This is a genomic window from Tritonibacter mobilis, assembly GCF_001681715.1.
Lineage (GTDB): Bacteria > Pseudomonadota > Alphaproteobacteria > Rhodobacterales > Rhodobacteraceae > Epibacterium > Epibacterium mobile.
This window is the reverse complement of the sequence record NZ_LNWY01000012.1, coordinates 183,750-199,390: the sequence shown is the minus strand read 5'-3', so window position 1 is coordinate 199,390 and position 15,641 is coordinate 183,750. Positions and strand designations below refer to the sequence as shown.

General features: G+C 59.5%; 16 protein-coding genes. 4 read left to right on the top strand and 12 right to left on the bottom strand.

Annotated features, from left to right (window positions below; all coding sequences use genetic code 11):
- Positions 1–5: 5 nt before the first annotated feature.
- The 10 genes from UB90_RS12185 to UB90_RS12140 all read right to left on the bottom strand — a co-directional run bounded on the left by UB90_RS12185 (position 6) and on the right by UB90_RS12140 (position 9,779).
- Positions 6–548, bottom strand: coding sequence for an AAA family ATPase (locus UB90_RS12185; RefSeq protein ID WP_065325965.1), 543 nt, complete (start codon positions 546–548; stop codon positions 6–8).
- Positions 549–736: 188 nt separating this feature from the next.
- The gene (locus tag UB90_RS12180) at positions 737–2,938 is read right to left on the bottom strand and encodes a 3-hydroxyacyl-CoA dehydrogenase NAD-binding domain-containing protein (RefSeq protein WP_065325964.1); all 2,202 of its coding nucleotides are present in this window, start codon (positions 2,936–2,938) and stop codon (positions 737–739) included.
- 39 nt (positions 2,939–2,977) lie between these two features.
- Complete coding sequence (locus tag UB90_RS12175; RefSeq protein WP_009176598.1) at positions 2,978–4,189, bottom strand: acetyl-CoA C-acetyltransferase; 1,212 nt, start codon at positions 4,187–4,189, stop codon at positions 2,978–2,980.
- A 10-nt stretch (positions 4,190–4,199) separates the two neighbouring features.
- A complete protein-coding gene (locus UB90_RS12170) occupies positions 4,200–4,832 on the bottom strand; it encodes a glutathione S-transferase family protein (protein WP_039982817.1) in 633 nt (210 codons plus the stop codon).
- Positions 4,833–5,117: 285 nt separating this feature from the next.
- Positions 5,118–6,281: an acyl-CoA dehydrogenase family protein gene (locus UB90_RS12165; RefSeq protein WP_065325963.1), complete on the bottom strand. Its 1,164-nt coding sequence runs from the start codon at positions 6,279–6,281 to the stop codon at positions 5,118–5,120.
- 37 nt (positions 6,282–6,318) lie between these two features.
- Complete coding sequence (locus UB90_RS12160; RefSeq protein WP_005629582.1) at positions 6,319–6,531, bottom strand: hypothetical protein; 213 nt, start codon at positions 6,529–6,531, stop codon at positions 6,319–6,321.
- 91 nt (positions 6,532–6,622) lie between these two features.
- Complete coding sequence (locus tag UB90_RS12155) at positions 6,623–8,404, bottom strand: acyl-CoA dehydrogenase C-terminal domain-containing protein (protein WP_065325962.1); 1,782 nt, start codon at positions 8,402–8,404, stop codon at positions 6,623–6,625.
- A gap of 65 nt (positions 8,405–8,469) precedes the next feature.
- Positions 8,470–8,871: a MerR family transcriptional regulator gene (locus UB90_RS12150; RefSeq protein ID WP_009176619.1), complete on the bottom strand. Its 402-nt coding sequence runs from the start codon at positions 8,869–8,871 to the stop codon at positions 8,470–8,472.
- A gap of 248 nt (positions 8,872–9,119) precedes the next feature.
- A complete protein-coding gene (locus UB90_RS12145) occupies positions 9,120–9,362 on the bottom strand; it encodes a hypothetical protein (protein WP_065325961.1) in 243 nt (80 codons plus the stop codon).
- Between the two features lie 48 nt (positions 9,363–9,410).
- A complete protein-coding gene (locus UB90_RS12140; protein WP_065325960.1) occupies positions 9,411–9,779 on the bottom strand; it encodes a MerR family transcriptional regulator in 369 nt (122 codons plus the stop codon).
- A gap of 125 nt (positions 9,780–9,904) precedes the next feature.
- Between UB90_RS12140 and UB90_RS12135 the strand changes: the two genes are divergently transcribed.
- Genes UB90_RS12135 through UB90_RS12125 form a run of 3 tightly spaced genes read left to right on the top strand, consistent with a single transcriptional unit; the run spans position 9,905 to position 12,186 of the window.
- Complete coding sequence (locus UB90_RS12135; RefSeq protein ID WP_005629591.1) at positions 9,905–10,327, top strand: PaaI family thioesterase; 423 nt, start codon at positions 9,905–9,907, stop codon at positions 10,325–10,327.
- A complete protein-coding gene (locus UB90_RS12130; protein ID WP_065325959.1) occupies positions 10,324–10,842 on the top strand; it encodes a PaaI family thioesterase in 519 nt (172 codons plus the stop codon). Before UB90_RS12135 ends, UB90_RS12130 begins: the two co-directional genes overlap by 4 nt.
- A gap of 18 nt (positions 10,843–10,860) precedes the next feature.
- On the top strand, positions 10,861–12,186 hold the full coding sequence (locus tag UB90_RS12125) for an MATE family efflux transporter (RefSeq protein ID WP_065325958.1): 1,326 nt from the start codon (positions 10,861–10,863) through the stop codon (positions 12,184–12,186).
- A gap of 200 nt (positions 12,187–12,386) precedes the next feature.
- On the opposite strand, the gene UB90_RS12120 is transcribed toward UB90_RS12125, so the two are convergent.
- Both UB90_RS12120 and UB90_RS12115 read right to left on the bottom strand, forming a co-directional pair.
- A complete protein-coding gene (locus tag UB90_RS12120; protein WP_065325957.1) occupies positions 12,387–13,445 on the bottom strand; it encodes a quinone-dependent dihydroorotate dehydrogenase in 1,059 nt (352 codons plus the stop codon).
- A 33-nt stretch (positions 13,446–13,478) separates the two neighbouring features.
- The gene (locus tag UB90_RS12115) at positions 13,479–13,817 is read right to left on the bottom strand and encodes a DUF952 domain-containing protein (RefSeq protein WP_065325956.1); all 339 of its coding nucleotides are present in this window, start codon (positions 13,815–13,817) and stop codon (positions 13,479–13,481) included.
- Positions 13,818–14,006: 189 nt separating this feature from the next.
- Here UB90_RS12115 and UB90_RS12110 point away from each other — a divergent pair, with 189 nt between their 5' ends.
- Positions 14,007–15,587, top strand: coding sequence for a bifunctional metallophosphatase/5'-nucleotidase (locus UB90_RS12110; RefSeq protein WP_065325955.1), 1,581 nt, complete (start codon positions 14,007–14,009; stop codon positions 15,585–15,587).
- The last annotated feature ends 54 nt before the right edge of the window (positions 15,588–15,641 follow it).

The window sequence follows — 15,641 nt, the reverse complement described above, 5'->3', positions numbered from 1 at the left end:
CTGTTTCAGCTCTGACCGAGATGCGAAAGCACCAGCGCCACGCGATCCTCAACGCAGACCTTGGGCAAGATAATCACCTCATACCCCAAGGACTGATAGGTGCGCTGCATCACCTCAAATGTCGCACGCGCCTCCGCCTCACCCTGTTTGCGCTCCGCATCCTGACCAAAGATCTCCGGCCAGTGGGGCGCAATGAACACGCGTGGATTATAGCGAAACATCCCAGCCGCCTTCTCTACATGCGCTGGAACCGGCAGATTACACAGGCGCAGATATCCAAGGGTATCGGGGACGCCGCGATCCATCAAAACCGGCCCCGGATGTTTCGTGGCCTCGTGATAGGAGCGCATATCCCAGCTTAGCATGGTTTGCGCAAATAAACCCCGATCCGCCCAAGGCAATGCTTGTCCACCGATGGCGGTCTGATCGCGGATAATGGCGCGTCCGGCCTCAGGCATCGATACAATGCCGTGCAGACCCAACGCCTCTATCAATGTCGTTTTGCCGGAGCCGGGGCCACCCGTTACGACATACAAATGGTCACCCATGACCAACCTCACATAATTTCAGGGGGGAAGTGGCGCGACAGTCTTGCCAAGCGCACACGCCTCATAGCGCATCACCGCGCACCTGTCTTTCACCTTTTTCTAAATACCTCTGAGCGCGAGGCAGAGCCTCGCAAAACAAAAAAGCCGCCCCGCGAGGGGCGACTTTTTAGATCACATGTGTGCAGCGCTCAGGCCGCCTGATCCTCTTCCGGCGCAAAACGGCCATAGAAGGTCTGGCCTTTCTCCGCCATCTCACGCAACAACGGCGGGCAGGCAAAACGGTCGCCATAAGCTTCGGCCAGCTGCTCGCAGCGCTCCGCCGCATAGGGGGTGCCGATGATGTCGAGCCACGAGAGCGGTCCACCGGACCACGGCGCAAACCCCCAGGCCAGAACAGCGCCCACGTCGCCCTCGCGGATGTCCATCAACACGCCTTCTTCCAGCGCCCGGACGGCCTCAAGGACCTGCGCAAACATCAGCCGTTCCTGCACCTCAATCAGGTCAGGCTGCTCTGCAGCCTGCGGGTATTTCTCCGCAAGGCCTTTCCAGTACTCAACGCGTTTACCTTTGTCATCATAATCAAAGAAGCCCGCATTGGCTTTGCGCCCCAGACGACCCTGCTCTTCCATCCAGAAGATCAGATCATCCGCCGGGCTTTCGGGATAGGCATCGCCCATCGCCGCCTTGGTGGCGCGTGCGATCTTTGCACCAAGATCAATCGAGGTCTCATCGGTGAGCTGGATCGGCCCCACCGGGAAGCCCAACTGACGCGCCGCACTGTCGATCAGCACCGGCGAGACACCTTCGGTGATCATCCGCGCGCCCTCGTTGATGTAGGGGATGATGCAGCGGTTGCAGTAGAAGAAGCGCGCATCATTCACCACGATCGGCGTCTTGCGGATCTGGCGCACATAGTCCAGCGCCTTGGCCACCGCGCGATCCCCGGTTTTCTCACCCTTGATGATCTCCACCAGGAACATCTTCTCCACCGGCGAGAAGAAGTGAATGCCGATGAACTGCTCCGGCCGGACCGAGGCCTCGGCGAGGCTGGTGATCGGCAGGGTCGAGGTGTTGGAGGCAAAGATGCAATCCTCGGGGATGATCGCCTCGACCTTCTTGGTCATCTCGGCCTTCACGCTCGGGTCTTCGAACACTGCCTCGATGATCAGATCGCAGCCCTTGAGGGCGTCCAGATCCGCAGTTGCCGTGATCTGCCCCAGCAGCGCCTCTTTCTTCTCGGGCGTGGCTTTGCCGCGCTTGATGCCCTTGTCCATATAGGTGGCGGAGTAGGCCTTGCCCTTGTCGGCAGCTTCCTGATCGCGGTCGATCAACACGACCTCCATGCCCGCCTGCGCCGACACCAACGCGATGCCCGCGCCCATCATACCCGCGCCCAAAACGCCGATCTTCTTGACGGTCTGATCCTCGATACCCTTGGGACGCACCGCGCCTTTTTCCAGCGCCTGTTTGTTGATGAACAGGGACCGGATCATGGCCGAGGACGACGGGTTCATCAGAACATGGGTGAACCAGCGGGCCTCAATGCGCAGGGCGGTGTCGAAATCCACCAGAGCGCCCTCATAGACCGCTGAGAGCAGCGCCTTGGCCGCCGGGAACGCGCCTTGGGTCTTGCCATGCACCATGGCGGAGGCCCCGACATAGTTCATGAACCCAGCCGGATGATAAGGCGCGCCGCCGGGCATTTTATAGCCCTTCTGGTCCCAAGGTTTCACGATGTCGGCGTCTTTGGCATTGAGCACCCACTGACGCGCCGCCTCCAGCGGATCGGCGGCAACCTCATCCACGAGGCTTGCGGACTTGGCCTTTTTCGGGTCCAGCATCTTGCCTTCGAGCAGCACAGGGGCGGCGTTCACCGCGCCCACCATGCGCGAGTACCGGATGGTACCGCCGCCGCCGGGGAAGATCCCCAGCAGGATCTCCGGCAGGCCGATCTTTGCCTTCGAGTTGTCGGTCATGCTGCGGTAATGACAGGCCAGCGCAATCTCGGTGCCGATGCCCGCACAGGTGCCATTGATGGCGCAGGCAATCGGTTTGCCGCCCTTGTTGGTCTTGGCATCCATCCCGGCGCGCTCCAGCTTGCGCAGGATGCGGTGGCCATTCATCGTGAAATCAAACAGGCCCTGAGCCGGGTTTTCGCCCGACTCCTCGCGAATGGTGGCCAGCACATTCAGGTCCATGCCGCCCGCAAAGTCTTTCTTGCCGGAAGTGATTACCACGCCTTTGACGGCGTCATCGCCAAGTGCGCGATCAATATACTCCTCCACCAGGCCAAAGGCCTCGCGGGTGAGGACGTTCATGCTCTTGCCTTCGGCGTCCCATGTGATGATGGCGATGCCATCGGCGTCTACGTCGTATTTGAAATCGGTCATAGTCTTTGTCTCCAACCCTATCAGGTGAGAAGGCGTCGCTTAGACGCGCTCGATGATGGTGGCCGCACCCATGCCGGATGCAATGCAGAGCGTGGCAAGGCCGCATTCCTTGTCCTGCCGCTCCAGTTCGTCCAGCAGCGTGCCGATGATGATCGCACCGGTCGCCCCCAACGGGTGCCCCATGGCGATGGAGCCGCCGTTCACGTTCACCAAGGCCGGATCGACGTCAAAGGCCTGCTGGAAGCGCAGGACCACCGAGGCAAAGGCCTCGTTGACCTCGAAAAGATCCAGATCGGATATCTTCATGCCGGTCTCTTTGAGGATCTTCTCGGTCACAGGCACAGGGCCAGTCAGCATGATGGTCGGGTCGGTGCCGATCTTGGCTGTCGCCTTGATACGGGCGCGCGGCTTCAGGCCATGACGCTCGCCAAATTCCTTGTTGCCGATCAACAGCGCGGCAGAGCCATCCACGATCCCCGAGGAGTTCCCGGCGTGGTGGATGTGGTTGACCTTCTCCAGATGCGGGTACTTTAGTTTTGCAACGGCATCAAAGCCCGGCATCACTTCGCCCATCATCTGAAAGGACGCATTGAGCGCGCCAAGTGCCTGCATATCGGTGCCGGGGCGCATGTATTCGTCATGATCGAGGATCGCCAGACCGTTCTGGTCGCGCACGGTGATGACGGATTTAGCAAAGCGGTTGTCATCCCACGCGGCCTTGGCACGGCGCTGGGATTCGACCGCCAGTGCATCAGCTTGTTCGCGGGTAAACCCATACTCGGTCGCGATAATATCGGCGGAGATCCCCTGCGGTACAAAATAAGTGTCCATCGCAAGGGTCGGGTCGACGGCAATCGCCGCCCCGTCAGAGCCCATCGCCACACGGCCCATCATCTCGACGCCGCCCGCGATATAGCCATCTCCCGCGCCACCTTTGACTTGGTTTGCAGCAAGGTTCACAGCTTCCATGCCAGAGGCGCAGAAGCGGTTGATCGCAAGGCCGGGAATGGATTGATCCAGATCGGAGGCCAGCACTGCAGAGCGCGCCAGACAGCCGCCCTGTTCCATCACCTGCGTGACGTTGCCCCAGATCACATCCTCGACCGCATGGCCTTCGAGGTTGTTGCGCTCTTTCAGCGCGTTCAGGGTCAGGGCAGAGAGGCGCACGGAGGTCACCTCATGGAGTGCGCCGTCCTTGCGGCCCTTGCCGCGCGGGGTGCGGACGGCATCATAGATGTAAGCTTCGGTCATATTGGTCTCCTCAAGCTCGATCCGACGGGTTGCCGGGCATCAGGTCATAGGGGTGTTTCCAGCCGGGCAGGGCGCTGAGGCGCGACAGCCAGGCGTCGATATTGGGGTAATCCTTGCGGTCAAAGCCGAAAGGTTCCGGGTAATAGAGGTAGCTACAACAGGTAAGGTCGGCGTTGGTGAGGCTTTCGCCCACGATCCAGTCGCGGCCCTCCAAGTGTTTGTCCAAAACTGCGTAGGCCGCTTTGAGGCGTCCTTGCAGGAATGCGATTACTTCAGCCGGGCGTTTGTCTTCGGGCAGGAAATTCATCAAAAACCGGCACAGGCCCGCGTTTGAAGACAGTTTGTGATTGTCCCAAAGCTGCCAGCGCAGGACTTCCCGTTTCTCTTCCGGGGTGGTTCCACCAAACTTGCCATAGGTCTCAGACAGATACTGCTGGATCACGCCGGACTGGCTGAGCGTTACGTCACCATCAATTAAAACCGGACATTCGCCCATTTCATTGACGTCACTTCGGAACGCATCGCCGCGTGTGGTACCGTTGAAAAAGTCAACAAAGACCGGCTCCCACGCTAGCCCCGCAAGCTCAAGCGCCAGCGCCGCCTTGTAGGAATGGCCGGATTCGCCAAAACAATAGAGTTTCATATCAAATCGCCCCTCCCAGTGGCGATGTCGCGGCGGGGGTTTCACACCCCCGCACCCCCGTGGGATATTTTGAAGAAGATGAAGGATAGTCAGCGTTTGTTAACCAAGATGGCGATAACATGGCAGTGCGGTACAGGCTGGGAAGCCGATGATCGCAGAAGCTGAAGGCGCGCTTGCCCATTAGGCGGAGAGCCCGGGGGCAGGCGCGCCCCATACCTTCAACTTCTCTCAAATATCCCCGCCGGAGGCATCCGTCAGACGCGGCGAGGGAAAGCGCTGGAACTGTCACAGCGACCTCGCAATCAGCTCTTTCATGATCTCATTGGTGCCACCGTAAATGCGCTGCACACGGGCATCGGTCCACATTTCCGCCACGGCGTATTCTTGCATGAACCCGTATCCTCCGTGCAGTTGCAAACACTCATCGAGCACAGCGCCTTGCGTGTCGGTGATCCAGTATTTGGCCATCGCCGCTTTTTCGACGCTTAAGTTCCCACGTAGGTGTTCGACCATGCATTCATCAAGGAAGGCGCGTGCGACTTTACTCTTGGTCAGGCATTCAGCGAGCTTGAAGCGGGTGTTCTGGAATTGGGTCAGAGGCCCGCCAAAGGCTTCGCGCTCTTTGCAATAGGCGATGGTGCGCTCGACCGCGCCCTGCATCGCGCCAACCGCGCCGCAGGCGATGATCAGCCGTTCCTGCGGCAGTTGTTGCATCATCTGGTAAAAGCCCTGACCCTCGGCACCGCCAAGGATGTTTTCCGGGGGCACCGCGATATTGTCGAAGAACAGCTCTGATGTGTCCGCTGCGTGCAGGCCGACCTTTTCGAGATTGCGGCCACGGGTGAACCCGTCGGCGCCATCCGTTTCAAGCCCCACCAGCGAGATGCCTTTTGACCCAAGAGAGGGGTCCGTTTTTGAGGCCACAAGGATCAGGTTGGCATGCTGGCCATTGGTGATAAAGGTTTTCTGCCCGGACAGCCGGTAGACATTGCCGTCCCGGATGGCCTTGGTCTTGATGGCCTGCACGTCAGACCCGGTAGACGGCTCTGTCATCGCCAGCGCGCCGACCAGCTCGCCGGACACCATTTTGGGCAGCCAACGCTGCTTTTGTTCTTCGGTACCGTAGGACAGGATGTAATGCGCCACAATGCCGGAATGGATACCATGGCCCCAGCTGGCGAGATTGGCGCGGCTGGCCTCGATCAGGATCGCCGCCTCATGGCCAAAATCGCCGCCTGCGCCGCCGTATTCCTCGGGGATGGAGGGGCAGAGCAGGCCGAGCGCGCCGGCCTCGGCCCAGGTGGAACGGTCCATCTCGCCCTGCTTGCGCCAGCGTTCGAATTTCGGGGCCCACTCCTTGGTTATAAAGCTCTGCGTCATGTCAGCGAGCATTTTGTGCTCGTCGGTCATCCATGCAGATGATGTGCGAAAATCCAGCTCTGCGCTCATCTCTCCCCCTTAAGCGCTTGGCAGTGCTTGCCGTGCGCTAGCGTTTGCGATCCTCCAGCTCGGCGTTGAACAGCCGCAACCGGTGGGTCAGGTTTTCATGGTTCGTCACGCTGTCGAAATTCTCGAACAAAAACGACAGCGCTTCTCCCTCATCCAGTCCGGCCTCTTGGGCAAAGCGTTTGAGCCTGCGAAAGCCATCCTCCGTCATGGCGACGGGAAAGCGGCGGGTCAGACGAAAGCGTTTGGGCATATTCGGATCCTCTCAATTCCAAATGCGCCCCGGTGGCCAAGGGGGGATATGCCCCGCAGGGGCACATCCGATGTCATGTCACAGGGCGCGATCAGAACTGCGCGGCGTCGAGGGCCATCACCGTGTCGGCACCGGTCTCGATGCGGGCAAGGTGCAGTTTGGTCGCGGGCAGCTGACGTGCCATGTAGTAGCGGCCGGTGGCGAGTTTTGTCTCGTAGAACGCCGCGTCAGAGGCCCCTTCGTCAAGCGCCTTTTGCGCGGCTTTGCCCATCATCGCCCACATCAGGCCAAGGCAGACATGGCCGAACATGTGCATGAAATCGGTGGAGCCAGCGAGCGCGTTGTTGGGGTTCTTCATGCCGTTTTGCATGAAATACATCCCCGCCGCTTGCAGATCCTTGGAGGCCGCCTTCAGAGGCTCGATGAAGTCCTGGGCATAGTCTTCGGAAATCTCGGCGTTTTCCTTGCAGAACCCTTTGACCAGATCAAAGAAAGCCATCACATGTTTGCCGCCATCCTGAGCGAGCTTGCGGCCCACCAGATCCAGCGCCTGCACACCGTTTGCGCCCTCGTAGATCATCGCGATACGGGCGTCGCGGGTATATTGCGACATGCCCCATTCTTCGATGTAGCCATGGCCGCCGTAAACCTGCTGGGCCTGCACGGTCATGTCATAGCCCTTGTCGGTCAGGAACCCTTTGATAACCGGCGTGAGCAGAGAGATCAGCCCATCGGCGTCCTTGTCCTCAGAGCGATGCGCCTTGTCGATCATGGTCGCTCCCCAGAGGATGAACGCCCGCGCGCCCTCGGCAAAGCTCTTTTGATCCATGAGGTTACGGCGAATATCGGGGTGGACGATCAGCGGATCTGCCGGGCCATCGGGGTTCTTCGCGCCGGTCACGTCACGGCCCTGAAGGCGGTCCTTGGCGTATTCCACTGCGTTCTGATAGGCCGCTTCGGCCTGCGCCAGACCCTGCATGCCCACACCCAGACGGGCCTCGTTCATCATGGTGAACATGGCGCGCATACCCTTGTGCATGTCCCCCAAGAGCCAGCCAGTCGCGGCGTCGTAGTTCATCACGCAGGTGGAGTTGCCGTGAATGCCCATCTTTTCTTCGATCTTGCCGACCGAAACGCCATTGCGCTCGCCCGGGGTGCCGTCTTCGTTCACGATGAACTTCGGCACGATAAAGAGCGACACGCCCTTGATGCCATCGGGGCCGCCGGGGATCTTTGCCAGCACCAGATGGATCACATTGTCGGACATGTCGTGGTCGCCGGCAGAGATGAAGATCTTCTGGCCAGTGATCTTGTAGGAGCCATCCTCCTGCGGTTCTGCTTTGGTGCGCATCAGGCCGAGATCAGTGCCGCAATGGGGCTCTGTCAGGTTCATGGTGCCGGTCCATTCGCAGGACACCATCTTGGGCAGATAGGTGTCTTTCTGTGCGTCGGTGCCATGCGCCAGAATGGCCGAGGCCGCGCCATGGGTCAGGCCCTGATACATGGTAAACGCCTGGTTCGCTCCGGAGAAGAACTCGCCCACCGCAGTACCGATCACATAGGGCATGTTCTGGCCGCCGTATTGTTCCGGCATGTCAAGACCAGGCCAGCCGCCTTCTTTCACTTGTTCGAACGCGGCCTTAAAGCCGGTCGGGGTGTAGACCACACCGTTTTCCAGACGGCAACCCTCGGTGTCGCCCACCACATTCAGCGGGTGCAGCACGTCGCGGGCGATCTTGCCGGCTTCTTCCAGAACGGCGCCGGTGAAATCAGGCTCCAGCTCGTCATAGCCGGGGATTCCTGCGTCCTTGATGTTCAGCACGTCATGCAGAACAAATTGGGTGTCCTTGGTGGGGGCGGTATAGCTCGGCATCGCGATCCTCAAAGGTTGGAGTGGTGCGGTTTGCATGTTCAATCTGGCGGGCAGGGCGGTGAGGGTTACTCGGCCGCCTTGGCGTTTGTTTTCATCGAGGCGATGACTTTCTCGCCCCATTTCAACTGATCCTTCAGGTCATCAATGGCCTCGGTCAGCTCGTCGCGCTGGCGCTCCATATCTGCCAGACGCTCTTGCGCGATCTCATAGGTGCGGCTCAGCTGCGTCAGCTGCTGATCACCCATATGATAAAGGTCGAGAAGCTGGCGGATTTCCTCAAGGCTGAAGCCAAACCGCTTGCCGCGCAGGATCAGTTTCAGCCGCGCCCGGTCGCGCTTGGTAAAGAGCCGCTTTTGTCCGTCCCGGATTGGGAACAGCAATTCCTTGGCTTCGTAAAATCGCAACGTGCGCGGCGTTACTCCGAACTCGTCGCACATCTCGCGAATGGATTTGGTGTCTTCACTCATGGGGCGTCACTCAGATGTTGCTTTACGTTGGCGTCGTCTGCGTAAACCTTGGCGGCTCTTGTCGAGAGTTACAACATGAACTTGACGTTTACGTAACTCCGACGCCGCGTCATTTTGAGGGGTGACGTGGTGGCAGGGCGAATTGACGTGACGTTTTGGGGAAAAGCCGAAAATTTTAGAGGTTAAATCAGCGTCATGTATCCGCAATGCATGCGCAAACAGGCTGATTTAAGTTGGCCAATAGGCCCCTATGGAATGCATCTGTCGATGAGATACAGCCACAGCACGAGAAGGAGCAGCAAGGTAAGCACCAGAAGCGCCCATTGCAGTTTTTTGCTGGATATCTTTCGACGACCGACCAAGACCGCGCACATTTGTGCGACAGTGAGGTCCTCCTTGAGCTTTACGAAAATACCCGAGATCAGAACCCCAACTCCGATCAGCAGCTGCGGATAGAAAGAGGTCTCGCCGATGCAGTCGTGTATTCCCATTGATGTACCCTGCGCAGCTACTCTCGGTTGGGGAAACGGGCGAGTGACCTACTTCAATAAACCCAGCGTCACTTTGCGCAGATCCGTGAGTTCGTCCATCGCCTCGTTGATCTGCTGGCGCTGGAGTTCCAGTTCTTTTAGTTGCCGGTCGGCCATCTCGATAAAGGCGCGGTTTTGCGCTTCGTCGCCTTCCTTATCGTAGATCAGCAACCATTGGCGGATCTCTTCCAGCTGAAAGCCGAACTTGCGCCCGCGCAGGATCAGCTTCATCCGCGCCACTTCGCGCGCGCCGTAGAACCGTGAACGCCCCTGACGTTCGGGCTGCAACAGCTCGATGTATTCATAGTACCGAAGGGTGCGCGGCGTCACATCGAACTCTGCGCACATCTCCTTGAATGACAGTTTTGTCTCGGTCATCCATGTCCTCCCTTGCTCGGGCAACCTAAGCATCTGAACCGAGCGGTGCAACTGGGAGTTTTGCAAGCCTTGCGCTTTGGCAAGGAGCGTCTGATAAAAGAGCCGATAGCGGTAAGGAGCATCCGATGGCAGACAAGACCCAATTGGCGCGCCAGTTCATTGAGGCAATCCCGCACTCAAAGGCTTTGGGGATGGAGCTGACCGAGATCGGCAATGGGCGCGCGGTGATCGTGATGCCCTATGATAAGAAACTGATCGGGGATCCAGATACTGGCGTGATCCATGGCGGTGCAGTTTCGGCCCTGATGGACACCTGTTGCGGTGCGGCCGTGATGAGCCACCCGAGCGAGCCGTCGAGCACTGCCACCATTGATTTGCGGATTGACTATATGCGCGGAGCGACGCCGGGGCAGACCATCACCACAACCGCAACCTGTCACCATGTGACCCGCAATGTCGCCTTTGTGCGCGCGGTGGCGACGGATGAAGAAACCGAAGTGCCTGTCGCAACGGCCTCTGGCGCCTTCACGCTGGAGCCAAAACAATGAGCCGCCCCCGTCCCGAGCCCGTGCAAGTGATCAAGCAACGCCGCGATGCGGCCCTTGCGGCCTTGGTGGAATCGGTGCCCTATATCGGGTTTCTCGGCATCACCTTCGAGCGGCGTGGCGATGAGCTGACCTCGACCATGCATTTTCACAACAATCTGATCGGCAATCCGATGCTGCCCGCGATCCACGGTGGGGCGACGGCGGCCTTTCTGGAGGTTACCTCGGTGATCACCCTGCAGTGGTTCCACCTCTGGCCGCAGTTTGAAAGCGGCGAGTTGGACGTGGAGACAATGGCGGCTGGCAAGATGCCGCGCTTGCCTAAAACCATTGATTTTACAGTGGACTATCTGCGTTCGGGACTGCCACGGGACTCTTATGCGCGTGCGACTGTCAATCGTTCCGGTCGGCGCTATGCATCGGTGCATGTGGCCGCTTGGCAGGATCACAAGGATAAGCTCTTTGCGCAGGCAACGGGGCATTTCCTGATGCCGCAGGAACGCCGTTCAGGCGACTGATTCCAAGGGATTTTATTCATGTCAGAGGCATCTGGCCCCATCACCCATTCCCGGGTGCTCAAAATCGCGCTGCCGATCGTCTTGTCCAATGCCACCGTGCCCATTCTCGGCGCGGTGGATACGGGCGTGGTGGGCCAGCTGGGGGAGGCCGCCCCCATTGGAGCCGTGGGCATAGGCGCGGTCATCCTGTCGACGATCTATTGGATCTTTGGCTTTTTGCGCATGGGCACCACCGGTCTGGCGGCACAGGCGCGTGGTGCTGGCGATGAGGCCGAGACCGGCGCCCTGTTGATGCGAGGGCTGCTCTTGGCGGGCGGCGCGGGGCTGTTCTTCATTCTGGCGCAGGCTTTGGTCTTTTGGGGAGCCTTTACGCTGGCCCCTGCCAGTGCCGAGGTGGAGGGGCTGGCGCGGCAATATCTGGAAATCCGAATCTGGGGTGCGCCTGCGACCATCGGCCTTTATGCCGTCACAGGTTGGCTGATCGCGATGGAGCGCACGCGGGGTGTCTTCTTGCTGCAGATCTGGATGAATGGCCTCAATATCGTGCTGGATCTGTGGTTCGTGCTGGGGCTGGGTTGGGGCGTCGAAGGCGTCGCGACTGCGACGTTGATCGCGGAGTGGTCGGGGCTGGCCTTGGGTCTCTGGCTGTGCGGGTCGGCCTTTGCCGGTGATCAGTGGCACGACTGGGCGCGGATCTTTGATCGCGTGCGGATCAAGCGGATGATGCAGGTCAATGGCGACATCATGGTGCGTTCGGTCTTGCTGAACTTGTCATTTACCACCTTCCTGTTCCTCGGTGCGGATCTTGGCGATGTGACATTGGCCGCCAATCAGGTGCTGATCCAGCTTCTGCAGATGACCGCATTTGCGCTGGACGGCTTTGCCTTCAGCGCCGAGGCGTTGGTGGGTGGGGCAGTCGGGGCACGGGATCCTGCGCGCCTGCGCCGGGCAGCCATTGTGTCGAGCTATTGGGGAGTGGGGTTCTCGGTGGCGCTGGCGCTGCTCTTCTGGTGGGGCGGGCCTGCGCTGATTGATCTGATGGCCACGGCACCGGAGGTGCGCGAGACTGCGCGGCACTATCTGATCTGGGTGGCGCTGGCTCCGTTGATCAGCGTGGCGAGCTTCATGTTCGACGGTATCTACATTGGTGCCACCTGGACCCGCGACATGCGGATCGCAATGATCCAGGCGGTGGGGATCTATCTGATCGCGCTTGTGATCTTTGTGCCAGTGCTGGGAAATCACGGGCTTTGGCTTGCTTTGATGGTGTTGAATACTGCCCGCGCGGCAACGCTGGCGGCCCGATACCCTCGACTGGAAGCGTCAGTTGCATCTGCTGGATGAAGCGCTGCGTCTCGTCTGCGCGATGTGCGGGCGGCCAAATTGAGATTTGCTGTTGCAAATCACAGGTGAGGTTTTGCGCTTTGCTTTGCAAATCGCCGGGGGCAGGCCGCGCCTTTGGCGCGGCCTGCCGGGCCCAACGGGAAGGGGGGCTTTTTAAAGCATCCCTGACGGGCGGGAGCGTCCCCGGCTGCTTTGGATGATTAGAGCCAAGTTGCGCGATCGGTGCCAACCGCTTGCGCGACGCTGTCATGCCCGTCGCGCGCCAGAAGCGCATCAAGGCCATTGGCGATCTCTGCTGCAAGTGACAGGCCGCCATAGACCAGTGCGGTGTAAAACTGCACCGCAGATGCACCCGCGCGGATTTTGGCATAGGCGTCCTCAGCTGAGGAAATTCCGCCCACACCGATGATCGGCACGGCGCCGTCAAGCCGGGAGGAGAGCTGTGCCAGTACCCGGGTGGATTTTTCAAACAATGGCGCGCCGGAGAGCCCGCCCATTTCGTCGCGGTGCGCGCTTTTCAGACCATCGCGGGCAAGCGTCGTATTGGTTGCAATCACCGCATCGATCCCGCTTTCGCGCGCGACATCAGCGATATCATCAAGACCTGCCTCATCCAGATCGGGTGCAATTTTGAGAAACACCGGGATCGGGCGGTCCAGGCCCTCTCGTGCCTCCATGACCCCAGCCAATAGCGCAGAAAGGGCAGCCTTACCCTGCAGATCACGCAGCTTTTCGGTATTGGGAGAAGAGACATTGACGGTGGCAAAGTCCAGATGCGTGCCGCAATTGCTCAGGACGCGGGCAAAATCCTGCGCGCGGTCATCGCTGTCTTTGTTCGCGCCGAGGTTGAGGCCGATTACGCCATTCTTGGGCCGCTGAGCAAGGCGTGCGCCGATCACCTCCATGCCCTCGTTGTTAAAGCCGAAACGATTGATCGCTGCGCGATCTTCGCTCAACCGAAACAGGCGGGGTTTGGGATTGCCGGGTTGTGGGCGCGGGGTTGCGGCCCCCACCTCGATAAACCCAAAACCGGCCTGCGTGAGCGCGCCGAGCGCTTCGGCATTTTTGTCGAACCCTGCGGCGAGCCCGACCGGGTTGGGCAGGTTCAGACCGGCAATCTCTGTCTTCAGGCGTGGCGATGTCACCGGGCCGGGGCAGGGCGTAAGACCGGATTTCAGGGCCTTGATGGACAACCCATGCGCGGTTTCTGGATCAAGGCGATGCATCACGGCCAGCGCCAGTTTTTCGGACAGCTTCATTGGCCGTGCCTCCTTTGTTGCGCGTCGGCGCGCTTAGACCATCTCTGCGGGAAAACGGTGAACACCCTCAACCAGCGGCAGTGGTTTGGCCCAGATCAGTTCCGCATGTTGCAGCCGGCGATAGAGATGCGGGAACAGTGCACCACCGCGTGACGGCTCCCATTTGAGCGCATCGCCCATCTGATCCGCCTCAAAAGCCAGAAGCCACAGTCCCTCAGCGCCCGCAAAATGCTTGGCTGCGGTCTCTGCCGCCTGCGGAGCGGTCGAGAAATGGATAAAGCCGTCCGCAAGGTCCACGGGCGCGCCATCGGTTTCACCAGCGGCCTCGAAGGCGCGCCATTCGTCGTCACGGAAAATCTTGTAAATCAGCATGGCCACGTCATGCCCTCAGACGCCCCCTTTACGCAAGAGCGCTTATGCACAGGGCAGCGCAAAGTTTCCCCTGCGTCTACATCGGTCTGTCACGTAAGTTTGGTTTTGACTGTTTGGGCAAAGATCACGAATACTGAGACCATAACAACCACCGGTAGAGGTGGCATAACAAAGGTGAGGGTTTATCCTATGATTTCACGTTTACTGACATCGGCAGCTGCGCTGGGTCTGACCGCGGGTATGGCTGCGGCGGAATACAAGCTGACCATCCTGCACACCAACGACATTCACAGCCGCATCGAGTCGATCAACAAATATGATTCCACCTGCGGCACCGAGGATGAAGCAGAGGGGAAATGCTTTGGCGGCATTGCGCGCGTAAAAGCCAAAGTCGATGAGATGCGCTCTGCGCTCGAAGGTCAAAATGTCCTGCTGTTGGATGCGGGCGATCCCTTCCAAGGGTCTTTGTTCTATACCACCTACAAAGGTGCGGCCGAGGCCGAGTTCATGGAAGACATCGGCTATGATGCAATGGCTGTGGGCAACCATGAATTTGACGACGGCCCGGCGGGGCTTGAGAAATTCGTCGACACCGTGTCCTTTCCGGTGATCTCCGGAAATCTTGACCTCACGTCCGAGCCGCTCTTGAAGGGCAAGGTCGGCAATCACGTGGTGCTTGAGGTCGGCGGCGAGAAAATCGGCATCATCTCTGCGCTTGCGACTGACACGGTCGAGACCTCCTCGCCGGGGCCGAATGTTGTGTTTCAGGATGAAATCGACAGCCTGGCTGCCGATGTCGAAGCGCTGAAGGCGGAAGGTGTGAACAAGATCATCGCGCTGACCCATGTGGGGCTCGCCAAGGATATGGAGATTGCCGAGCAAGTTCCCGGGCTGGATCTGGTTGTGGGCGGCCATTCGCACACCCTGCTGTCCAACACCTCCGACAGCGCGGCGGGCCCTTACCCCACCATGGTTGGTGATGTGCCCGTGGTGCAAGCCTATGCCTACTCCAAATACCTCGGCGAATTGACCGTGACCTTTGATGATGAGGGCAATGTCGTTTCTGCCGAAGGTGAGCCAATCCTTCTGGATGCATCCGTGACCCCCGATGCGGATATGTTGTCCCGTATCAAAGAGATGGGCGCGCCGATTGAAGAAATGAAAACCCGGATCGTCGCCGAAACCAAGGATATCGTCGATGGGTCACGCGATGTGTGCCGGGCGGGCGAGTGCTCGATGGGCAATCTGGTTGCCGACGCTATGCTGGCGCGGGTCAAGGATCAGGGCGTGACCATCGCGATCCAGAATGGCGGCGGCCTGCGCTCCTCGATCGATGCGGGTGAGGTGACCATGGGCGAAGTGCTGAGCGTACTGCCGTTCCAGAACACGCTCTCGACCTTCGAGGTTTCCGGTCAGGCGATGATTGAGGCATTGGAAAACGGTGTTGGTCAGATCGAAGAGGGTGCCGGTCGCTTCCCACAGGTTGCCGGGATGAAGTTCGCCTTTGATGCGTCCAAAGAGCCGGGTTCCCGGATCTCTGATGTGATGGTCATGGAGGGGGACGCATGGGTCGCGATTGATCCGGCGAAAACCTACGGCGTGGTGTCCAACAACTACGTGCGCAACGGTGGCGACGGCTACAAGGTCTTCGCCGGTGACGACAAAAACGCCTATGACTTTGGCCCTGACTTGGCCGATGTGGTGGCCGAATATCTTGCCGAAGTTGGCCCCTACAGTGCCTACACCGACGGTCGTATCACCAAGAAGTAAGGTCAGGCCCGACATGGTCAGAAATCCTGACCCGATGTCTCACCTGTGAAACTA